The sequence below is a fragment of the Streptomyces sp. NPDC046881 genome (genome assembly GCF_040645015.1).
Classification (GTDB): Bacteria; Actinomycetota; Actinomycetes; order Streptomycetales; family Streptomycetaceae; genus Streptomyces.
Map to the genome: position 1 here is coordinate 49187 of NZ_JBEYXJ010000005.1, position 19899 is coordinate 69085.

Below are 19899 nucleotides of genomic sequence, written 5' to 3' on the forward strand. Positions count from 1 at the left end.
GTCAGTGCCGGTGCATCCGGTTGGCGATGGCGTGGCCCACGAACAGGTAGACCACGGCCGCGAGACCGTATCCGGCGACCACCCGCGCCCATGCCTCGTCGAAGGTGAACAGGTCGTGCGACCACCCGGCCAGCCAGGAGGCCGCGTCGTGGACGAACTGGACCAGACTGTTGGCCCGGTTGGCGTCCAGCAGGTACATCAGGATCCACAGGCCGAGTATCAGCGCCATGACGTCGGCGACGATCGCGATGACCGTCCCGGCCTGATTCGCACCGTTGCGATATCGAGGGGACATACCTTCCGGATTGCCGGGCGAACGCCGGTGAAACCACGACAGGACCCGGACCCCACCCGGACGCCACCCGGACGGCATCCCCCGGGTGGCGGATCCGACGGGCTCGGGTGAGGCTGCCGGAGGAAGCAGACCGCTCGGGGAGGACACGTCCGGAGGACCTCGTGCCCGTACCGATACGGCGCCTCGTCGTGGCGCTCACCCTGTGCTGTGCCCTGGTGGCCGGTGCCACGGCCTGCGGCGGCGAGCAGGCGAGCAGTACCAGGACCAGCACGAAGAACAGTGCCCAGGACAGCGGGGAGGTGCGGGCCGAGCCCGCCGCCGTCACCCCCAGCCCGACCACGTCCGCGGAGAAGCGCAAGTTCGCCAAGACCCGCTTCGTGGTGGACGCGGGCCTCGCCGCCGGCGCGACCTACCAGTGGATCGTGAAGCCCTGGAAGGCCGGGAAGTTCAAGAAGGGCGCCAAGGGCCGCAAGACGACCCTGATCAAGGCCGGCCTGGCCGGTGCCTTCGCCTACAACCGGCTCAAGGCGGCCCAGAAGAACGCCCAGGCCGACCCGACCCTGTCCAAGGCGCTCGCGCCGCTCACCGCCGCCATCGCGTCGCTGAAGGACCTGCCGTCCAAGCTCCGCAACGGCGACGGGAACGCGGCGAGCCTGTTCGAGGGCGTCATCGGCGACGTCAAGGACGCGGGCAAGAGCGCCGACGCCCCGGTCAAGGACCAGGTGCCCTCCACCTCCCAGCTGACCAAGGGCTAGGAGTTCAGCTCCGCCAGCACCCGCAGGCTGTGCGGGTCCGGTGACAGGGCCAGCAGGTCCGTCACCGGGCCCGCGCGCCACGACTCCAGCCGCTCGGCGATGCGTTCGCGCGGGCCGACCAGGGAGATCTCGTCGGCGAAGGCGTCCGGCACGGCCAGCACGGCCTCCTCCCGGCGTCCCGCGAGGAACAGTTCCCGGATCCGCCGGGCCTCGGCCTCGTACCCCATGCGGGCCATCAGGTCGGCGTGGAAGTTGCGGGCCGCGTGCCCCATCCCGCCGATGTAGAAGCCGAGCATGGCCTTCACGGGCAGCAGCCCCTCGGCGACGTCGTCGCACACCTTCACCCGGGCCATCGGCGCCACCAGGAACCCCTCGGGCAACTCCCGCACCACGTCCCCGTACACCTCGGGCCGGCTCGGCGCCCAGTACAGCGGCAGCCAGCCGTCGGCGATGCGGGCCGTCTGGGCGACGTTCCGCGGGCCCTCGGCGCCGAGGAGGACGGGGAGGTCGCGGCGCAGGGGATGGGTGATCGGCTTGAGCGGTCGGCCGAGCCCGGTGCCGTCCGGACCCCGGTAGGGGAGGGGGTGGAACCGTCCGTCCACCGCCACCGGCGCCTCCCGGCGCAGCACCTGCCGTACGACGTCCACGTACTCCCGGGTCGCGGTCAGCGGCGAGGCCGGGAACGGGCGGCCGTACCAGCCCTCCACCACCTGCGGCCCGGACAGGCCGAGCCCGAGCAGCACCCGTCCGCCGGAGAGGTGGTCCAGGGTCAGCGCGTGCATCGCGGTGGCGGCCGGCGAGCGGGCGGCCATCTGCGCAACGGCCGTACCCAGCCTGATCGTCGAGGTCTGCGCGGCGATCCAGGCCAGCGGGGTGAAGGCGTCCGAGCCCCACGACTCCGCCGTCCACACCGAGTCGTAGCCGAGCCGTTCCGCCTCCCGGGCGAGCGGCACATGGCCGGCGTCCGGACCGCGTCCCCAGTAGCCGAGTGCGAGACCGAGCCGCATGCGCCTGCCTCCTGGCGATCCGTCAGATACCAGCCGGGAGGCGACTGTACGACAACGGCCCCCCGCCCGGAAGGGCGAGGGGCCGGTGCGGTACGGCGGCCGGATCAGCCGCGCTGGATGCCCGAGGTGTCCTGGAGCACGCCACGGCGGCCGTCCTGGGTCTGCGCGACCAGCGCGGCACCGCGCTGCTCGACGGCCAGGTACCAGGTGCCCGGCGCCAGTTCGGCGATCGGCGTCGGCGAACCGTCCTCCGCGAACAGCGGGCGGGTCACCGGCACGGCGAACCAGAACGGCGAGAAGTCGGCCGTGGCCGGCTGCGGCGCCGGGGCGGCCGGCGGCTGCTGCCCGTACGGCTGCCCCGGCTGCGGCTGCGCACCGTACGGCTGCTGCGGCTGGGCGCCCGGGTAGCCGTAACCACCGGACGGCTGGGCGCCGTAGGGCTGCGGGGCGGCCGGCTTGGGGGCCGGGACCAGGGCGGCCTGGAGGGCGGGGACCAGCGGGGTGGCGATGGCGGCACCCGCGAGCACCAGGGCGGCGATGAAACCGAGGACGAGACCGGCACCGACGTCCGCACCGTCAGGCGTGTCGATCAGCGTCCACAGCAGCACCCAGGCCGTCAGGACCGGGAACGCCGTGCCGATCTGGGCGAGGTCGAGTCCGAGCACCTTGCGGGGCTGCGGCAGACAGCGGTTGACGACGATGAGGACGGCACCGATCACCGCGCCCATGTAGATGCCCAGGCCCATGCCCAGGCTGTCCCACGCGTTCCCGTCGGCCGAGGCGCCGAAAAAGGAGTAGCTCTGGAAGGTGAGGAACGACGCGATGAACAGCACCACCGCTGCTCCGATCACCACGCCGTCGCCTCTAGTGAGGGAGCGGATATTCACTTCAGGTCCTTCGTAGGTCGTCTCGTCGTCGGTAGACACTACCGTCCGCAAGATCCGGCTGTCCGCCCGGTTCCGCCCACCGGTCACGACTCGCGCAGGAAACTCACGATTCCCTCAGAGATCCCCTGCGCAGCCCGCTGCCGCCAGGCGCCGCTGGTCAGCAGTGCCGCGTCCTTGCTATCGCGCATGTTGCCGCACTCGATGAACACCTTGGGAACCGTTGACAGATTGAGACCACCCAGGTCCGTGCGCGTGACGAGACCGGTACCGTCGCCGAGGTAGTTGGAGGGCGGCTCGCCCGTCTCGCGCAGGAAGTTGCCCGCGATACGCACCCCGAGGTCGTGGGACGGGCCGACGATGGCACGGGTGTCGGCGGCACCGGCGTGCACGGAGCCCGGCAGGATGACGTGGAAGCCGCGGTCGCCCTCGGCGGAGCCGTCGGCGTGGATCGAGATCGCCGCGTCCGCGCGCGCGGTGTTGCCGATCCGGGCCCGCTCGTCCACGCACGGACCCCAGGCCGGGCTGTCGCCGTCGCGCGTGAGCTTCACCGTGGCGCCCTGCCCCTCCAGCAGGGTCCGCAGCCGGTGTGCCACGTCGAGCGTGAACCGCGCCTCGGTGTAACCGTCGTTGGTGGACGTCCCGGTGGTGTCGCACTCCTTGCGGTTGGTGCCGATGTCCACCTGGCGGTTGATCTCCGCCGTGTGCCGGAAGTTGCCCGGGTTGTGCCCCGGGTCGATGACGACGACCTTGCCCTTGAGCGGACCGGTGCCGCCCGGCCGGGCGGAGGGCGAGGGCGAGCCGGACGCCTTGGCGTCGTCGCTCGGCGAGGCGGCCGGCGTCGCGGAGGACGCCGTGGCGCTGCGCGGGACGGGCGCCGGCGAGGCCGTACGGTCCTCGCCGCCCGAGCCGCCGCCCACCGCCTCGTACACCAACCAGCCGAGCAGCGCGCCGGGCACCAGCGCGGCGAGCGCCACGGTCAGCGGGCCGCGCCGGGGCCGGCGTTGCTGTGGGGGATCGAAGTCCGGGCCTGTGTACGACACGTCTGCGACTCTAACCGGGGCGTCAGGTCCCCGCCTCCGTTCGCCGCAGGACACGCAGCGAGCCGGTCGCCGACACCTCCGTGAACGCCCCGGATTCCAGGGCCCGCAGGTAGATCCGGTACGGCGCCTGGCCGGTGAACTCGTCCTCCGGATGGGGGAAGACGTCGTGGATGACCAGCAGCCCGCCCTCGGCGACGTGCGGGGCCCAGCCCTCGTAGTCGGCGGTGGCGTGCTCGTCGGTGTGGCCGCCGTCGATGAACACGAACCCGAGCGGGGCGTTCCAGACCGACGCGACCTGCGGGGAACGGCCGACGAGGGCGACCACGTGCTCCTCCAGGCCCGCCTTGAACAGCGTGCGCCGGAAGGCCGGGAGGGTGTCCATGAGGCCGATCTCGGGGTCGACCGTCTCCGGGTCGTGGTAGTCCCAGCCGGGCTGCTGTTCCTCGCTGCCCCGGTGGTGGTCGACGGTCAGCGCGGTGACCCCGGTCGCGCGGGCCGCGTCGGCCACCAGGATCGTGGACCGCCCGCAGTAGGTCCCCACCTCCAGCACCGGCAGCCCGAGCCGGCCGGCGGTGACGGCGGCGTCGTACAGGGCGAGCCCCTCGTCGAGGGGCATGAACCCCTTCGCCGCCTCGAACGCGGCCAGGATCTCGGGCTGGGGAGCGGCGGGCATGGGACGCCTTTCGGTCGTACGGCAATCAGAGCGCCCATGCTGCCGCACCCCCCGCCGACCGGGTGACAGGGGGTGCGGACGGAAGGGGCGCGGGGAACCGCGCGAGGCCTGATCCAAACGAAAGACCCTAGGCGCTCACCGTCTCCCCCGGCAGCGAAAGATCCAGATCGACAGCCCGCTCCGCACCGGAATGCGTCACGGAGGAGGCCAGCGGCCCGTGGCCGGAGGCCCGCGCGGCCAGCACGTACGCCCCCTCACCTGGCACCGCCAGCACATAGCTGCCGTCCGCCTCGGAGAGGGCCGCACCGGCCTGCCGCCCCCGGCGGTCGATCAGGGTGACCTTGGCCCGGGCGACGGGCGCGCCGCCGGCGTCCAGGACCCGTCCCCGGAACCCGCGCAGCACCTCCTCGGCCCGCTCCAGGTTGGCCTCCTCCTCGCTGCTCGCCCGCAGCTGCGTGTGCTGCCGGGCCGGCCGGGCGGCCTTCGGCAGGCACAGCGCGAGCAGCAGGCCCACCGCGACGGCGGCCGTGGCGATCAGGAAGGAGACCCGGAAGCCGTGCATCGTCGGGACCGCGACACCGCCCACGTCGTTCGCGGTGTCGGCCAGCACCATGCCGATGACGGCGCTGGACACCGACGTGCCGATGGACCGCATCAGGGTGTTCAGGCCGTTGGCCGCGCCGGTCTCCGAGGCCGGGACCGCGCCGACGATCAGCGCGGGCAGCGAGGAGTAGGCCAGGCCGATGCCCGCGCCGAGCACCACGGAGGTGACGACCGTCTGCCAGGCCGCGTCCATCAGGCCGAGGCCGCCGCCGTAGCCGATCGCGATGATCAGCAGGCCGGTGATCAGGGTGACCTTGGGGCCGTAGCGGGCGGACAGCCGGGCGTAGACCGGTGCGGTGAACATCATCGTCAGGCCCAGCGGGGCCACGCACAGGCCCGCGACGACCATGGACCGGCCCAGGCCGTAGCCGGTGGCGGTGGGCAGCTGGAGCAGCTGGGGCAGGACGAGGGAGACGACGTAGAAGCTGACGCCGACCATGATCGAGGCGAGGTTGGTGAGCAGCACCTCGCGGCGGGCGGTGGTGCGCAGGTCGACCAGGGGAGCCTGGACGCGCAGCTCGAACACGCCCCACAGCAGCAGGACCACGACGGCGCCGGCGAACAGGCCGAGCGTCGTACCCGACGACCAGCCCCAGTCGCTGCCCTTGGTGATGGGCAGCAGGAGCAGGACCAGGCCGGCGGACAGGCCCAGCGCGCCGAGCAGGTCGAAGGAGCCCTCGGCGCGCATCGGGGACTCCGGTACGGCGAGGAGGGTGAGGGCGATGGCGAGCGCGCCGAGGCCGGCGGCGCCGTAGAACAGGGCGTGCCAGTCCGTGTGCTGGGCGACCAGGGCCGCGGCGGGCAGCGCGAGGCCGCCGCCGACGCCGATCGAGGAGCTCATCAGGGCCATGGCCGAGCCGAGCTTCTCGCGGGGGAGCATGTCGCGCATCAGGCCGATGCCAAGCGGGATCGCGCCCATGGCGAAGCCCTGCAGGGTACGGCCCGCGATCATGACGAGCAGCTGGCTGGTGACCGCGCTGACCAGGGCGCCGGCCACCATCACGGCGAGGCTGAGGATCAGCATGCGGCGCTTGCCGTAGAGGTCGCCGAGCCGGCCCATGATCGGGGTGGCGACGGCGCCGGACAGCAGGGTCGAGGTGAGCACCCAGGTGGCGTTGCTGGGGGCGGTGTCCAGCAGCTGCGGCAGGTCCTTGATGACCGGCACGAGCAGCGTCTGCATCACCGCGACCACGATGCCCGCGAAGGCGAGCACGGGGACAACGGCGCCGCCCGCTCTCCGGGTGGGCTGGTCGGTCGTCGTGTCTGGCATGGGGTGAGGCCTTCCGCGTGTCATAAGTGCGGGGTAAACCTCGTATGCACAGGCAACTATTCCGTTGCTTCGGGCCTCTAACGAATTCTTGACCGTTCCATGGGATTCTGACCCAGTGTCAGGGCCTGGTGCGTTGGTGGAGTCGGGGGCGACGACGTACGGCGGGCGGTGGGTGGTGAACCCGTCCGGCGGGCTGATCTCCAAAGGCCATCCGCTGGGCGCGACCGGTCTGGCGCAGACGGCCGAGCTGGTGGGGCAGCTGCGCGGCGAGGCGGGCGCACGGCAGGTGCCGGCGGCGCGGGTCGGGCTCGCGCACAACATCGGGCTGGGCGGTGCGGCGGTGGTGACGGTGCTGCGGGCGGTGGAGGTGTAGCAGCGGTGAAGGCGTAGAGGACGGCGGCTGGAAGAAAATCTTCGAGTTCCGCGGACCGGGGCAACGGTCCGGGCGGCCCATGGACTCCTTTGAATATCTAGGAGGTGCCCATGGGGGACGGGAAGCAGACTCGGAACGAGGAGTTCCAGAGCTTCGTGGTCGGCCGCTGGCCGCGGTTGATGCGCACGGCATTTCTCCTCACGGGGGAGCAGCACGCCGCCGAGGACCTGGTCCAGTCGACGCTCGAACAGGTCTACGCGGCCTGGCGCCGGGTCGGAGCCGCCGACGACCCGGAGGCGTACGTACGGCGGGTGATGATCAACGCGCATGCGCGCAGACACCGCCGGAGGCTCCGGGAGTTCCTGGCTCCGAAGGACGACTCCGGCCTGGTGCGCGAGGTGGCCGACACGGGGGACCGGATCGCCCAGGCCGACGACCGCAGCGCCCTGCTCGAGGCGCTCGCCCAACTGCCCCCGCGGCAGCGGGAGGCGGTCGTCCTGCGCTACTGGGAGGACCTGACGGAGACCCAGGCGGCGGAGGCGATGGGCTGCTCGGTCGGCACGGTGAAGAGCAACGCGGCCAAGGGGATCGCGAAACTCCGCGCCATACCGGGACTGGCCGACACGGTGACGTACGGAGGACGGAAGTGACGAGCGCGGACCGGGAGAACCACGACATGACGCAGACGGACATCGCGCTCCTGCTCGCGGACGCGGCGGACGAGGTCGAGATCGGCATAGCCCCGGTCCAGGCGGTCATCCGCGGTGGCCGGCGCCGCAAGGCGCGGCGCTGGGCGGTGGCGGCGGCCACGGCCCTGGTACTGGCGGGCTCGACGGGCGCGACGCTGGCCCTGGGCGCGCTGCCCGGGGAGCGCGCCGACCGGGGGACGCCGACGGCGTCCGGCCCGGCGTCCGCCGAGGAGAGACATGTGTACGAGCCGCAGCGGACGGAGTTGGCGCGGGGGACCGAGCACGGCGAGCGGTGGCGCGTCTGGGTCGAGGTGTGGGGCGCGCCGCGCGACACGTGGGAGGCGGACCGGCAGTTCGACGCCATGAAGCGCAGGGGCCTGGGGCCGGAGGTGGACAAGGCCGCCGATCTGGTCGGGAAGACGTCGTACTTCTCGATGCGGTCCTACGGCGACGGCCTTTCCCTGGTGGTCATGTTCGACACGCACAAGAGGGTCGACCGCCTCTCGGGCACCGACCTCCAGGCCGCGGCCGTCAGCCTGGAGGAGCCCGGCCCCACGGCCCCGGAACGGCTGGTGGTCGGCCATGTGGCGAAGACCGCCCGTGAGGTCACCTGCCACTGGAAGGACGGCCGCTCCACCGTGGCCCGGCCGGCGGGATCCGCGCCCGCCGCCACCGACGGCACCTCGCTGATCCGCCCGGTGGCGGGCTACCCGGGAGGGAACTGGTTCGTGTGCCTCGCCCCGGAGGGGACGGCCTACGAGAAGGCGGACGTGACGGAGTGACCCGGGGCGCGGGAGACACCGCTCACAGCCAGCCCTGCTGCCGGGCCTCCCGGACCGCCTCGGCCCGGTTGCGGGTGCCGGTCTTGCCGATCGCGGAGGAGAGGTAGTTGCGGACGGTGGACTCGGACAGGTGCAGCTTTCCGGCGATGTCGGCGACGGTCGCCCCGTCCACCGACGCCTGGAGCACCTCGCACTCACGGGCCGTCAGCGGATTCGGCCCGGCGCTGAGCGCGGCGGCGGCCAGCGCCGGATCGACCACGGTCTCCCCGGTGAGCACCCGCCGGATCGCCGCGGCCAGCTCCTCCACCGGCCCGTCCTTGACGAGGAACCCGGCCGCGCCGGCCTCCATGGCCCGGCGCAGATAGCCGGGCCGGCCGAAGGTGGTGAGGATCAGCACCCGGCAGTCGGGCGCCCGGTCCCGCAGCTCGGCGGCCGCGTCCAGCCCGCTCCTGCCCGGCAGTTCGATGTCCAGCAGGGCCACGTCCGGCCGGTGCGTGAGCACGGCGTCCACGATGCCGTCCCCCGCCGCCAGCTGGGCCACGACCTCGATGTCCTCCTCCATGCCGAGCAGCAGGGCGAGAGCGCCGCGCATCATGCCCTGGTCCTCGGCGAGCAGCACCCGGATGCACGGGGCGGGCCGGCGGTCCCGGGGCATCTCGTTCATGGAGCCAGGTTACGGCGGCGCGGGGGCGAGGGGACCGGGCCGGCACCGGGCTGCTGCCCCGGCACGCCAGGGCACCGGCGTCCTGCACCGGCACGGGGGCGGCCCTCCGTGTCCTGGGGGTGGCCGCCCGTGGCGGGCCGGGGCCGTCCGGGCTGGGCCCGGGTCCTGCCTGCGGCCCGCGAGCGGGCGGCAAGTGCCCCGCGCCGACGCCGGGTTCGGTGCCGCCGTCCGCGCCCCGGCCGGAGCGCCCCCGGCCGCCCGGAACAGGAGGCCTCCTCACCGCCGTCGCCCAGGCCGCCGCGGGCCCGGTGGTGGAAATCGGCTACCCGAGCGTCAGGGAAGGGCGGAGACTCTTCCCATGGCTGACATGGGCGCGTTCGGGGAGGCGGTCACCGCGTGGGCGGCCGGGGGGTCCGAGGCCCCCGCGCGGGAGCTGGCCGCGCGGCTGCCCGTCCGGACGGTCGTCCTGCTGGAAGGACCGAGCGACGCCGCGGCGGTCGGCGCGCTGGCCGCGCGCCGGGGCCGGGACCTGGCGGCCGAGGGGGTCTGCGTCCTGTCGATGGGCGGGGCGATGAACGTCGGCCGCTTCGCCCGCCTCCTCGGGCCGTCCGGGCTGGACCTGCGCCTCACGGGGCTGTGCGACGAGCGCGAGCGCGGCTACTACGCCCGCGGCTGGGAGCGGGCCGGCGCGGTGCGGCACGGGTTCTTCGTCTGCGCGGCGGACCTGGAGGACGAGCTGATCCGGGCGCTGGGCGTGACCCGGGTGGCGGAACTGGTCCGGGCGGAGGGCGACGAGCGCGCCCTGGACACCTTCCTGCGCCAGCCCGCGCAACAAGGCCGCAGCCCGCAGCAGCAGTTGCGGCGCTTCCTCGGCACGAAGAAGGGGCGCAAGATCCACTACGGCCGCGTCCTGGTCGAGGCGCTCGACCCCGCCCGCGTCCCGGCCCCGCTCGACGGCCTGTTCGCCGGCTTGTGAAGGCGCCGGCCGCAGGAAGCCGGCCGTAAAGAATCGGCATGGTCCGGTTCGGTGGGGTTGACGGCTCCGGGCGGCCCCCAAATGGCGGGTCCAACGCCTTGGACAGCGCCACGTCCTGGGTGAACGACGTCAGCTGGGCGGTCGGTTCGCCGTGGGCGCCGTAGCCGCGGGCGGCACCGGCTCCGCACCGCCGGCCGGGAGGTCGGCGGTGACCGCGAAGCCGCCGCGCGGCGCCGGGCCGGCCGTGAGGGAGCCGCCCGCCGCCGCGAGGCGCTCGGTCAGCCCCTTCAGCCCGGTGCCGCCGACACCTCCGGGGGTGCCGGTGCCGGTGCCGTCGTCCGTGACCGTCAGCCGGACCCGTTCGGCTGCTCCCTCCACGGTGATCTCGCAGCGGCTCGCGCGGCTGTGCCGGACGACGTTGGTGACCGCCTCGCGCACCACCCAGCCGAGCAGTGCCTCGGTCTGCGGGGCGAGCGGTGCCCCGGACTGGCGGACCACCGGCTGCACGCTCGCCGCGGACAGCGCCGACCGGGCCCGGGTCAGCTCGGTGGCCAGGCTGCCCTCGCGGTAGCCGGTCACCGCCTCCCGGATCTCGGTGAGCGCCTGCCGGCCCACCGACTCGATGTCCGAGATCTGCGCCAGCGCCGCGGCCAGATCGCGCGGGGCCAGCCGGCGGGCCGCCTCGGACTTCACCACGACCACCGACAGGGTGTGCCCGAGCAGATCGTGCAGATCGCGGGAGAAGCGCAGCCGCTCCTGCTCCACCGCGCGCCGCGCCAGCTCCTCGCGGGCGGCCCGCAGTTCCCGCACGGCCTCGGAGAGGCTGAGGATCGCCGCGGTCACCATGGCGGAGATGAAGGTGCCGTAGGCCATGCTCGTCGCGTTCGCCCAGTCGTCGCGGACGGCGGAGACGGCCCCCGCGTACACCGCCAGCAGGATGCCGGTGCGGCCCAGCCAGGGCCCGCGCAGGACGGCACCGGTGGCCAGGCCCAGCAGCGGGAAGAACATCAGCCAGCTGCCGCCGTAGCCGAGGGCCAGGCCCGTGGTGAGCAGGGCGAGCAGGCCCAGCGCCACCCGGGTGGACGCCGACTCCCGCTTGGCCCGGTCGAAGGCGCGGAAGGTGATGTAGACGTAGAGCGAGTTGAAGGCCAGCAGGCCCAGGCCGCCGATCCACGGGTTCGGGGTCCGGCCCTGCAGCAGGTTCGAGAAGGAGCCCATGCCCATCAGCAGCCAGGGCAGCAGGGAGAACCCGGTGGGCGGCGGGCCCGGATGGTCCGCGGTGGCGGGATCCGCGTCCCGCTTGCGGGCGGCGCGTCGAGCGGCCCTGGCCCGCTCCATGTCGGCCCGCCACCGACGGCGCTCGGTCCGCAGGCCCCGTATGTGGCAGCGCGCTCTCCGCATCCACGTCATGTCTGGTGTTTCCCCCGGTCAGATGGTCCCCGCCGACGGCGGTACGACAGCACAGCGTACGAACAACCGCCCCGCCCCCGGCAGACACACATGTACCGACCCGGGCGGGACAAATGTCACAGCCGCGCCACCAGAGCTGACACGACGTCAGGAGCCTTCACAACTGCGGAGCGCTGGGCTATACAGAGGGCGCCGGACTGGAACGCGTTCTAGGTCCGCACGTGGACGACCTCGGTGCGGCCGACGGTGCGGACGTCCGCACCGAGGTCTTGAGACCCGTCAGGAGCCCCATGCCCATCGACGCAGCCCAGGCCCTCGCCGCCGAACCCCGCTCCGGCGAGATCGGCTGGACCGCCAAGGACGTCCAGCTCTACCACCTCGGCATCGGCGCGGGCGCCAACCCGGACAAGGACAGCCCCGCCACCGATCCGGACGAGCTGCGCTACACCCTGGAGACCCGGCTGCACGTCCTGCCGAGCTTCGCCACCGTCGCGGGCGCCGGCTCCCCCGGGGTGATCAGCGGACTGTCCATGCCAGGCGTCGACGTCGACCTGGCCAAGGTCCTGCACGGCGGCCAGGAGCTGACCCTGCACCGGCCGATCCCGGTCGCCGGCACCGCCACCGCCACCAGCCGGATCGCCGCCGTGTACGACAAGGGCAAGGCCGCCGTCCTCGTCATGCGCACCGAAGTCGCCGACGCGGACGGCCCGCTGTGGACCAACGACGCCCGGATCTTCGTACGCGGCGAGGGCGGCTGGGGTGGCGACCGCGGACCCTCCGCCCGCCCGGACCCGCCCGCCGGCGATCCCGACCGGACCGTGGACCGGCCCGTCCGCGCCGACCAGGCCCTCCTCTACCGCCTCTCCGGCGACTACAACCCCCTGCACGCCGACCCCGAGTTCGCCAAGCTCGCCGGCTTCGACCGGCCGATCCTGCACGGCCTGTGCACCTACGGCATCACCCTCAAGGCGGTCGTGGACACGCTGCTCGGCGGCGACGTGACCCGGGTGCGCGGCTACGCCACCCGGTTCGCCGGGGTCGTGTTCCCGGGGGAGACCCTGCGCGTGCGGATGTGGCGCGAGGAGGGGCGGGTGCGGGTCACGGTGGGTGCCGTGGAGCGCGGGGACGCTCCGGTGCTCGCCGACACCATCGTTCAGCACTCCTGAGAAGCCTGTGAGGGGAGCCGCACCATGCGCGCAGCCGTACTGCACGAGATCGGCCAGGAAAAGCTGGAGGTCCTCGACGACGTCGAAGCGGTGGGCTTCGGCCCCGGCAAGGTCAGGGTCCGGGTGCGCGCCACCGGGCTGTGCCACTCGGACCTGTCCGCGATGAACGGCGTGCTGCCCCAGCCGGCCCCCTTCGTCCCCGGTCACGAGGGCGCCGGCGAGATCCTCGACATGGGCGACGGCGTACGGCACCTGAAGCCCGGGGACCGGGTCGTCCTGTGCTGGCTGCCGGCCTGCGGTGCCTGTCCCGCCTGCAGGCGCGGGCAGACCCAGCTCTGCCTGGCCGGGTTCGTGAACGCGGGCACCCCCAACTTCCGGCGCTCCGGCGGCGACGTGTTCGGCTTCGCGGGCACCGGCACCTTCGCCGAGGAGGTCGTGGTCGACGCCGGCTGCGCCGTGCCGATCCCCGAGGACGTGCCCTTCGACATCGCCGCCCTGATCGGCTGCGGGGTCACCACCGGCCTCGGCGCCGCCCTCAACACCGCCGACGTGGCCGCCGGTTCGTCGGTCGCCGTCATCGGGTGCGGAGGCGTCGGCATCTCCGCCGTACAGGGGGCACGGCTGAAGGGCGCCGCCGAGATCGTCGCCGTCGACCCGGTCGCCTCCCGGCGCGAGTCGGCCCTCCGGTTCGGCGCCACCAGGGCCGTCTCGCCGGAGGAACTGGCCGACGTCAAGCAGCAGGTGACCGGCGGCGAGGGCTTCGACTACGTCTTCGAGGTCGTCGGCAGGTCCGCCACCGCCCGCACCGCCTACGACGCCACCCGGCGCGGCGGCACCCTCGTCGTGGTCGGCGCCGGCGCCGTGGACGACCACCTCCGGCTCACCATGTTCGAGCTGTTCTTCGACGAGAAGCGCATCCTGCCGTCCCTGTACGGCGGCGGTGACGTGCTGCGTTCCTACGAGCGCACGATCGCCCTGTGGCGGGCCGGCCGCGTCGACCTCGCGGGCCTGATCACCCACCGGGTGCCGCTCGCCGGGATCAACGAGGCGCTGGACCAGATGCGCACCGGGACCGCCCTGCGCACCTGCATCGAGATCTGAGGACGGGGCATGTCACTGCCACTCGCGGGCCTCTGCGCGATCGTCACCGGCGCCGGACGCGGCCTCGGCCGTGCCGAGGCCCTGGAACTGGCCCGGCTCGGCGCGGCGGTCGTCGTCAACGACTACGGGCAGCCCGGACGGGACGGCTCGGGCGCCGCGTCGGCGGGGCCCGCCGAGCAGGTCGCGGCGGAGATCCGGGTGGCCGGCGGCACCGCCGTACCGCACACCGGCGACGTCTCCGACTTCGAAGACGCCCGTGGACTGGTCGAGTCGGCGATCGCCACGTTCGGCAAGCTGGACATCCTCGTCAACAACGCCGGCATCCTGCGCGACCGCATGGTTTTCTCCATGACGGAGGACGAGTGGGACTCGGTGATCCGCGTCCACCTCAAAGGCCACTTCAACACCACCCGCTTCGCCGCCGCGCACTGGCGGGAGCGGGCCAAGGCGGCCGGCGGGACGGTGTACGGGCGGATCGTGAACACCTCCTCGGAGGCGTTCCTGGCCGGATCGGCAGGCCAGCCCAACTACGCTGCGGCAAAAGGCGGAATCGTCGGCCTGACCACCTCCACCGCCCTCGCCCTCGCCAAGTACGGCGTCACCGCCAACGCCATCTGCCCGCGCGCCCGGACCCGGATGACCGAGGACGTCTTCGCGGGCCTGCGGAAGCCGGACGAGGGCCTGGACCCGCTCGCTCCCGAGCATGTCGCCCCACTGGTCGGCTACCTGGCCGCACCGGCCGCCGCCGGGGTCAACGGCCAGCTGCTCGTCGTGCACGGCGGCATGGTGGCCGTGATCGAACGGCCGCGGGTGCGGGCCACATTCGACAGCAAGCAGGAGACGTTCACCTACGACGAACTCGACGCACTGCTCACCCCGCACTACGCGGCCCGGCCGCCCGGGGAGACCTTCGCGGCGGCGGAGGTGCTCGGGCTCAGGCGAGGCTAGGGCACCCGGGTCCGGGTGAGGGGAGACGGCGAAGGGGGCGCCCGCCGAGCGGACGCCCCCTCTTCTTCCCTGCCGTCAGGCAGCCGCCTCGACCGTCTCCTGGACCGGCTTGCGGTGCCGGCCGTGCGGAGTCGTGTCGCTCTCCTGGGCCGCGACCGGGCCGCGGTGCCGGCCGTGGCCGGCGGTCTCGGAGCCGGCAGACAGCTGCTCGGTCGTGCTGGTGTCGCTCATCGGACGTATTCACCCCGTCAACCATGATCTTTCGTACAGCCGGGCGAGTCTAACCGGCACACCGCGGCCCGAATCCAGGCGCACACGCCAACCGGCACTAGTTCGTTACAAGACGTCCCAGAGGTGCCTGCTGCAGGGGCACGGGCCGGGTCACCGCCCGTACCGCGGGCTCCGGTTCGGCCTCCCGCGGGACCGGCGCGGGCACCGGCTCGGCACCGCTGTCCCGGACGGGCTCCGCCGGCGCCGTCAGGTCCGCCACACCGCACGGCGTCTCCTGCGTCGCGTACGGCAGCCGCAGCAGCCCCTCCCGCGTCCACACCCCGGCCCCCGCCAGCCAGCCCTCGGGCGCCGGAAGGTGCCGGACCCGGCGCTCGGCCGGCCGCCAGGTACCCACCCAGGTGCCGAGCGCGCCGTCGAACCGCAGGCCCACCGCGCAGTTCTCCGGCATCAGCACCTGCCCCGGCTGGATCGCGAACGGCGTCACCACGCAGTCCGGTACCCGCAGGCACTCCGGGAACCGCACCGGCAGGGTGCTGCCGAGCACGCCCCAGCCCAATCGTTCCTGCCCCGGGCAGGGCGCGTCGGAGGCGATCAGCAGCAGGCCGCTGTCCGGGTCGGCGAGCAGCAGCCGGTCGTCGCTGCCCTCCGTGATCTGCAGCAGCGGCGAGACCTCCGCGCGCGCCAGGTCCAGCACCACCGTCTTGGTGCGCCCGCCCAGCTCCCGGTCGAGCGCCAGCAGCCGCCCGGCGCCGTCCAGCCAGACCCCGCCCGAGCAGCGCCCCGGCACCTCGGCGAGCCGCTCGGGGCCGAACGCCCCGCCCGCCACCAGCCACACCGCGCTGGAGCGCGGCCCGACGGCGAGGGCGTACGCCCGCACGCCCCCCGGCGCCGGCGGCAGCAGGGTGAGCCGGGTGCCGGGCTCGGGGCACTCCACCGCGCCCAGCGGCAGTTCACCGGTGCCGGGTCCGGTCGGGTACAGCAGCGCGAACGCGTGCCGCGGCTCCGCCGGCCGGTGGATCAGCACCCGCCCGTCGCCCATCGGCTGCACCTCGGTGCCGGGCTCCTCCGGCCGGCCGCCGGGCAGCGGCACCGCGTACGGCTCCGGGCCGTCCAGGGTCCAGCGCTCCGGGAACCAGGAGTCACCGTCCCGCGCGAGCCGGGCGGCGTACGCGCCGTCCGCCGTGATCGCGCACCCCGCTCCCGGCACGCCGTCGGCCCCGCCCGTGGACGGTGATTCGATAGCACAGGCCGTCATCGTTCGGTCACCTCCGGCGACGAAGCTAGTTTTCGCACGCACAGGCGGGGGACCCCCTGTCTCCCGTCTTCACACGTACGGGTGGCGCAGAAGCGATTCACCTGAGGAAACCGGGGCGTCTGTGCTGACCGGGGACAGACCGGACGCATGCGGTACAGCCGCGCCGAGCAGCCAGGTAGCCTTGGGCCGTGCCCCGTCTGTCTGAAGTCATCGCCGCGCTGGAGAACCTGTGGCCCGCCGAGCGGGCCGAGTCCTGGGACGCGGTCGGCACGGTGGTGGGCGACCCCGACCAGGAGGTCACCCGGGTCCTGTTCGCCGTCGACCCGGTCCAGGAGATCGTCGACGAGGCCGTGAAGCTCGGCGCCGACCTGCTCGTCACCCACCACCCGCTCTACCTCCGCGGGACGACCACGGTCGCGGCCACGCACTTCAAGGGCCGGGTCGTGCACACCCTCATCAAGAACGACATCGCGCTGCACGTCGCCCACACCAACGCCGACACCGCCGACCCGGGGGTCTCCGACGCCCTCGCCGGAGCCCTCGACCTCCGCGTCGTACGGCCCCTCGTGCCGGACCCCACCGACCCGCACGGGTGCCGGGGCCTCGGCCGCGTGTGCGAACTCGACCACCCCCTCACCGTCCGCGAACTGGCCGCCCGCGCCGCCGAGCGGCTGCCCGCCACCGCGCAGGGCATCCGGGTGGCCGGCGACCCCGACGCGGTCGTCCGCACGGTCGCCGTCAGCGGCGGCTCCGGCGACAGCCTCTTCGAGCAGGTCCGCGCGGCGGGCGTCGACGCCTTCCTCACCGCCGACCTGCGCCACCACCCCGCGTCCGAGGCGGTGGCCCACGGCCCCCTCGCGCTGCTCGACGCGGCGCACTGGGCCACCGAGTGGCCCTGGTGCGAGCTGGCCGCGAGCCAGCTCGACGAGATCTCCGACCGCCACGGCTGGGACCTGCGCGTCCACGTCTCCAAGACGGTCACCGACCCCTGGACCGCCCACGCGGCGTCCACCACCCCCTCTAGCTAACAGGAGCCCCCAACTGAACGCCGCGCCCGCCGACCAGATCCGCCTCCTCGACGTCCAGGCCCTCGACGTCCGCCTGCAGCAGCTCGCGCACAAGCGGAAGTCCCTGCCCGAGCACGCCGAGATCGAGTCGCTGACGAAGGACCTCACGCAGCTGCGCGACCTGCTCGTGGCCGCGCAGACCGAGGAGAGCGACTGCGCCCGCGAGCAGACCAAGGCCGAGCAGGACGTCGACCAGGTGCGCCAGCGCGCCGCCCGCGACCAGCAGCGCCTGGACTCCGGCGCGGTCACCTCGCCCAAGGACCTGTCCAACCTCCAGCACGAGATCGCCTCCCTCGCCAAGCGGCAGGGCGACCTGGAGGACGTCGTCCTGGAGGTCATGGAGCGCCGCGAGGCCGCGCAGGAGCGGGTGAGCGAGCTGACCGGGCGGGTCGCCTCCGTGCAGTCGAAGATCGACGACGCGACCGGCCGCCGGGACGCGGCGTTCGAGGAGATCGACGGCGAGGTGGCCTCGGTGACCAAGGAGCGCGAGGTCGTCGCCGCCTCCGTCCCCGCCGACCTGCTCAAGCTGTACGACAAACTGCGCGCGCAGCAGGGCGGCATCGGCGCGGCCAAGCTGTACGCCCGCACCTGCCAGGGCTGCCGGCAGGAGCTGGCCATCACCGAGCTGAACGAGATCCGCTCGGCGGCGCCGGACACGGTCGTCCGCTGCGAGAACTGCCGCCGCATCCTGGTGCGTACGGCGGAGTCGGGTCTGTAGGCAAGGGGTGGGGCCGGTGCGGGAGTTCATCGTCGAGGCCGACGGCGGCTCGCGGGGCAACCCCGGGCCCGCGGGCTACGGGGCCGTGGTCTGCGACGCGGCGACGGGGCAGACCCTGGCGGAGGTGGCCGAGTACCTCGGCGTCGCCACGAACAACGTCGCCGAGTACCGCGGCCTTCTGGCCGGCCTCCGCGCCGCCCACGCGCTCGACCCCACCGCGCGGGTCCACGTCCGCATGGACTCCAAGCTCGTCATCGAGCAGATGTCGGGCCGCTGGAAGATCAAGCACCCCGGCATGAAGCCCCTGGCCGCGGAGGCGAGGTCGGTCTTCCCGCCGGACCGGGTCACGTACGAGTGGATCCCGCGCGAGCAGAACAAGCACGCGGACCGCCTGGCCAACGAGGCGATGGACGCGGGCGCGAAGGGCTGGCAATGGTCCCCGTCCGAGTCCAGGGCGGCCTTGGACATCCCGCCCGCCGTCCCCGAGCCGTCGGGCCCGCCCGGGGACGCGGCGGCGGGTGCGGCGAAGGCCCGCGCGGCGCTGGCGGAGGGTCGCACCGCCGGCCAGGAGAGGCCGGTGGCGGCTCCGGCCGAGGACGACGTCGAAGCGGAAGCGGTACGACAGACGGAGACCGCCGCGGCGGCACCCCGCGGCGAGCAGCGCCTCCCCAGCACCCCCGGCTGGAGCGCCGCCCCCGACCTCGGCGCCCCCGCCACGCTCGTCCTCCTCCGGCACGGCGAGACCCCGCTGACCCCCCAGAAGCGTTTCTCCGGCAGCGGCGGCAGCGACCCCTCGCTCTCCGTCGCCGGCCGGGAACAGGCGCACCGGGTCGCGGAGGCGCTCGCCCGGCGCGGCACGATCCAGGCGATCGTCGCCTCACCCCTCGCCCGCACCCGCGAGACCGCCGGCATCGTCGCCGCCCGGCTGAACCTGGACGTCACGGTCGAGGACGGCCTGCGCGAGACGGACTTCGGCGCGTGGGAGGGCCTGACCTTCGGCGAGGTCCGCGAGCGCCACCCGGACGACCTGAACGCCTGGCTCGCCGACCCGGAGGCCCACCCCACCGGTGGCGGCGAGAGCTTCGCCGAGACGGCCACCCGGATCGCCGCCACCCGGGACAAGCTGGTCGCGGCCCACGCGGGCCGTACGGTCCTGCTGGTCACGCACGTCACCCCGATCAAGACATTGATCCGGCTCGCCCTCGGCGCCCCGCCCGAGTCGCTGTTCCGGATGGAGCTCTCGGCGGCCTCCCTGTCGGCGGTGGCGTACTACGCGGACGGCAACGCGAGCGTACGGCTGTTCAACGACACCTCTCACCTGCGTCCCTGAGCCCGGCCGCGGTCCGCGCCAGCCGCTCGATCCGGCCCCAGTCCCCGGCGGCCACCGCATCCGCCGGGATCATCCAACTCCCGCCCACGCAGCCGACGTTGGGCAGGGCCAGGTACTCCGGCGCGGTCTGCGGGCCGATCCCGCCGGTGGGGCAGAACCGGGCCTGCGGCAACGGCCCCGCGAGCGACCTCAGGTACGCCGTACCGCCCGCCGCCTGCGCCGGGAAGAACTTCATCTCCCGCACCCCGCGCTCCAGCAGCGCGACCACCTCCGAGGTGGTCGACACCCCGGGCAGGAACGGCACCCCGGACCCGCGCATCGCCGCCAGCAGCGCCTCCGTCCAGCCGGGACTGACCAGGAACCGCGCCCCGGCCGCCGTACCCGCGCCCACCTGCTCCGGTGTGATCACCGTGCCCGCCCCGACCACGGCCTCCGGGACCCCCTCGGCGATCGCCCGGATCGCGTCCAGCGCCGCCGGGGTCCGCAGGGTCACCTCGATCGCCGGCAGCCCGCCCGCCACCAGTGCCCGCGCGAGCGGTACGGCGTCGGCGGCGTCGGCGAGCACCACGACGGGCACGACGGGGGCGAGATCCAGGACGGAGGCAGCCGAGGAGGAGGGCAGCGGCGAGGTCATGACCTCATCGTGCCCAGCGGCTGCA

21 protein-coding genes and 1 pseudogene are annotated in these 19899 nt (G+C 73.8%); 11 read left to right on the top strand and 11 right to left on the bottom strand.

The window, feature by feature from the left end; all coding sequences use genetic code 11:
- Nucleotide 1: 1 nt before the first annotated feature.
- Nucleotides 2–295: a hypothetical protein gene (locus ABZ923_RS04545; RefSeq protein WP_361466696.1), complete on the bottom strand. Its 294-nt coding sequence runs from the start codon at nt 293–295 to the stop codon at nt 2–4.
- 161 nt (nt 296–456) lie between these two features.
- On the opposite strand from ABZ923_RS04545, the gene ABZ923_RS04550 reads away from it, so the two are divergent.
- A complete protein-coding gene (locus ABZ923_RS04550; protein WP_361466699.1) occupies nt 457–1050 on the top strand; it encodes a hypothetical protein in 594 nt (197 codons plus the stop codon).
- On the opposite strand, the gene ABZ923_RS04555 is transcribed toward ABZ923_RS04550, so the two are convergent.
- The 5 genes from ABZ923_RS04555 to ABZ923_RS04575 all read right to left on the bottom strand — a co-directional run bounded on the left by ABZ923_RS04555 (nt 1047) and on the right by ABZ923_RS04575 (nt 6530).
- Entirely contained in the window at nt 1047–2057 is a 1011-nt protein-coding gene (locus ABZ923_RS04555) for an LLM class F420-dependent oxidoreductase (protein WP_361466702.1), read from the bottom strand. The two genes, ABZ923_RS04550 and ABZ923_RS04555, sit on opposite strands and share 4 nt — an antisense overlap.
- A 104-nt stretch (nt 2058–2161) precedes the next feature.
- Nucleotides 2162–2911, bottom strand: a complete 750-nt coding sequence (locus tag ABZ923_RS04560; protein ID WP_361466705.1) for a hypothetical protein — start codon at nt 2909–2911, stop codon at nt 2162–2164.
- A gap of 116 nt (nt 2912–3027) precedes the next feature.
- Nucleotides 3028–3984, bottom strand: a complete 957-nt coding sequence (locus ABZ923_RS04565) for an N-acetylmuramoyl-L-alanine amidase (protein WP_361466708.1) — start codon at nt 3982–3984, stop codon at nt 3028–3030.
- 22 nt (nt 3985–4006) lie between these two features.
- On the bottom strand, nt 4007–4657 hold the full coding sequence (locus ABZ923_RS04570; protein ID WP_361466710.1) for a class I SAM-dependent methyltransferase: 651 nt from the start codon (nt 4655–4657) through the stop codon (nt 4007–4009).
- Nucleotides 4658–4784: 127 nt separating this feature from the next.
- Nucleotides 4785–6530, bottom strand: a complete 1746-nt coding sequence (locus ABZ923_RS04575; protein WP_361466713.1) for an MFS transporter — start codon at nt 6528–6530, stop codon at nt 4785–4787.
- A 133-nt stretch (nt 6531–6663) separates the two neighbouring features.
- Between ABZ923_RS04575 and ABZ923_RS04580 the strand changes: the two are divergent.
- The 3 genes and pseudogenes from ABZ923_RS04580 to ABZ923_RS04590 form a co-directional block, all read left to right on the top strand.
- Nucleotides 6664–6903 (top strand): annotated as a pseudogene (locus tag ABZ923_RS04580) (Nonspecific lipid-transfer protein); the annotation flags it as partial.
- Nucleotides 6904–7013: 110 nt separating this feature from the next.
- The gene (locus ABZ923_RS04585) at nt 7014–7553 is read left to right on the top strand and encodes a SigE family RNA polymerase sigma factor (RefSeq protein WP_361466716.1); all 540 of its coding nucleotides are present in this window, start codon (nt 7014–7016) and stop codon (nt 7551–7553) included.
- Entirely contained in the window at nt 7550–8374 is an 825-nt protein-coding gene (locus ABZ923_RS04590; protein WP_361466719.1) for a hypothetical protein, read from the top strand. Before ABZ923_RS04585 ends, ABZ923_RS04590 begins: the two co-directional genes overlap by 4 nt.
- 22 nt (nt 8375–8396) lie before the next feature.
- On the opposite strand, the gene ABZ923_RS04595 is transcribed toward ABZ923_RS04590, so the two are convergent.
- Nucleotides 8397–9038, bottom strand: coding sequence for a response regulator transcription factor (locus ABZ923_RS04595; protein ID WP_361466722.1), 642 nt, complete (start codon nt 9036–9038; stop codon nt 8397–8399).
- Between the two features lie 358 nt (nt 9039–9396).
- On the opposite strand from ABZ923_RS04595, the gene ABZ923_RS04600 reads away from it, so the two are divergent.
- On the top strand, nt 9397–10014 hold the full coding sequence (locus ABZ923_RS04600) for a TOPRIM nucleotidyl transferase/hydrolase domain-containing protein (protein WP_361466725.1): 618 nt from the start codon (nt 9397–9399) through the stop codon (nt 10012–10014).
- Between the two features lie 129 nt (nt 10015–10143).
- Here ABZ923_RS04600 and ABZ923_RS04605 read toward each other — a convergent pair whose 3' ends face one another.
- A complete protein-coding gene (locus ABZ923_RS04605; protein WP_361466727.1) occupies nt 10144–11424 on the bottom strand; it encodes a histidine kinase in 1281 nt (426 codons plus the stop codon).
- Nucleotides 11425–11714: 290 nt separating this feature from the next.
- On the opposite strand from ABZ923_RS04605, the gene ABZ923_RS04610 reads away from it, so the two are divergent.
- From ABZ923_RS04610 to ABZ923_RS04620, 3 genes are read left to right on the top strand one after another with little or no spacing between them, the layout of a single operon-like run.
- Nucleotides 11715–12590, top strand: coding sequence for a MaoC/PaaZ C-terminal domain-containing protein (locus ABZ923_RS04610; protein ID WP_361466730.1), 876 nt, complete (start codon nt 11715–11717; stop codon nt 12588–12590).
- 24 nt (nt 12591–12614) lie between these two features.
- Nucleotides 12615–13691, top strand: coding sequence for a Zn-dependent alcohol dehydrogenase (locus tag ABZ923_RS04615; RefSeq protein ID WP_361466733.1), 1077 nt, complete (start codon nt 12615–12617; stop codon nt 13689–13691).
- A 9-nt stretch (nt 13692–13700) separates the two neighbouring features.
- Entirely contained in the window at nt 13701–14639 is a 939-nt protein-coding gene (locus ABZ923_RS04620; protein ID WP_361466736.1) for a 3-oxoacyl-ACP reductase, read from the top strand.
- 75 nt (nt 14640–14714) lie between these two features.
- On the opposite strand, the gene ABZ923_RS04625 is transcribed toward ABZ923_RS04620, so the two are convergent.
- Complete coding sequence (locus ABZ923_RS04625; protein WP_361466739.1) at nt 14715–14870, bottom strand: hypothetical protein; 156 nt, start codon at nt 14868–14870, stop codon at nt 14715–14717.
- A 97-nt stretch (nt 14871–14967) separates the two neighbouring features.
- Nucleotides 14968–16125 carry a hypothetical protein gene (locus ABZ923_RS04630; protein WP_361466742.1) on the bottom strand — a complete coding sequence of 386 codons (1158 nt, stop codon included), beginning with the start codon at nt 16123–16125 and terminating at the stop codon, nt 14968–14970.
- A 188-nt stretch (nt 16126–16313) separates the two neighbouring features.
- Between ABZ923_RS04630 and ABZ923_RS04635 the strand changes: the two genes are divergently transcribed.
- From ABZ923_RS04635 to ABZ923_RS04645, 3 genes are read left to right on the top strand one after another with little or no spacing between them, the layout of a single operon-like run.
- A complete protein-coding gene (locus tag ABZ923_RS04635; protein ID WP_361466744.1) occupies nt 16314–17153 on the top strand; it encodes a Nif3-like dinuclear metal center hexameric protein in 840 nt (279 codons plus the stop codon).
- Nucleotides 17154–17166: 13 nt separating this feature from the next.
- The gene (locus ABZ923_RS04640; protein WP_361466932.1) at nt 17167–17910 is read left to right on the top strand and encodes a C4-type zinc ribbon domain-containing protein; all 744 of its coding nucleotides are present in this window, start codon (nt 17167–17169) and stop codon (nt 17908–17910) included.
- Nucleotides 17911–17926: 16 nt separating this feature from the next.
- Nucleotides 17927–19240: a bifunctional RNase H/acid phosphatase gene (locus tag ABZ923_RS04645; protein ID WP_361466747.1), complete on the top strand. Its 1314-nt coding sequence runs from the start codon at nt 17927–17929 to the stop codon at nt 19238–19240.
- Here ABZ923_RS04645 and eda read toward each other — a convergent pair.
- Nucleotides 19212–19874, bottom strand: coding sequence for a bifunctional 4-hydroxy-2-oxoglutarate aldolase/2-dehydro-3-deoxy-phosphogluconate aldolase (eda, locus tag ABZ923_RS04650; RefSeq protein ID WP_361466750.1), 663 nt, complete (start codon nt 19872–19874; stop codon nt 19212–19214). The two genes, ABZ923_RS04645 and eda, sit on opposite strands and share 29 nt — an antisense overlap.
- Nucleotides 19875–19899 lie beyond the last annotated feature (25 nt).

Coding starts and splice junctions, on each gene's coding strand:
- ABZ923_RS04545 (WP_361466696.1), bottom strand. CDS start 295: ATGTCCCCTCGATATCGCAACGGTGCGAATCAGGCCGGGACGGTCATC.
- ABZ923_RS04555 (WP_361466702.1), bottom strand. CDS start 2,057: ATGCGGCTCGGTCTCGCACTCGGCTACTGGGGACGCGGTCCGGACGCC.
- ABZ923_RS04570 (WP_361466710.1), bottom strand. CDS start 4,657: ATGCCCGCCGCTCCCCAGCCCGAGATCCTGGCCGCGTTCGAGGCGGCG.
- ABZ923_RS04575 (WP_361466713.1), bottom strand. CDS start 6,530: ATGCCAGACACGACGACCGACCAGCCCACCCGGAGAGCGGGCGGCGCC.
- ABZ923_RS04585 (WP_361466716.1), top strand. CDS start 7,014: ATGGGGGACGGGAAGCAGACTCGGAACGAGGAGTTCCAGAGCTTCGTG.
- ABZ923_RS04595 (WP_361466722.1), bottom strand. CDS start 9,038: ATGAACGAGATGCCCCGGGACCGCCGGCCCGCCCCGTGCATCCGGGTG.
- ABZ923_RS04600 (WP_361466725.1), top strand. CDS start 9,397: ATGGCTGACATGGGCGCGTTCGGGGAGGCGGTCACCGCGTGGGCGGCC.
- ABZ923_RS04605 (WP_361466727.1), bottom strand. CDS start 11,424: ATGACGTGGATGCGGAGAGCGCGCTGCCACATACGGGGCCTGCGGACC.
- ABZ923_RS04610 (WP_361466730.1), top strand. CDS start 11,715: ATGCCCATCGACGCAGCCCAGGCCCTCGCCGCCGAACCCCGCTCCGGC.
- ABZ923_RS04615 (WP_361466733.1), top strand. CDS start 12,615: ATGCGCGCAGCCGTACTGCACGAGATCGGCCAGGAAAAGCTGGAGGTC.
- ABZ923_RS04620 (WP_361466736.1), top strand. CDS start 13,701: ATGTCACTGCCACTCGCGGGCCTCTGCGCGATCGTCACCGGCGCCGGA.
- ABZ923_RS04625 (WP_361466739.1), bottom strand. CDS start 14,870: ATGAGCGACACCAGCACGACCGAGCAGCTGTCTGCCGGCTCCGAGACC.
- ABZ923_RS04630 (WP_361466742.1), bottom strand. CDS start 16,125: ATGACGGCCTGTGCTATCGAATCACCGTCCACGGGCGGGGCCGACGGC.
- eda (WP_361466750.1), bottom strand. CDS start 19,874: ATGACCTCGCCGCTGCCCTCCTCCTCGGCTGCCTCCGTCCTGGATCTC.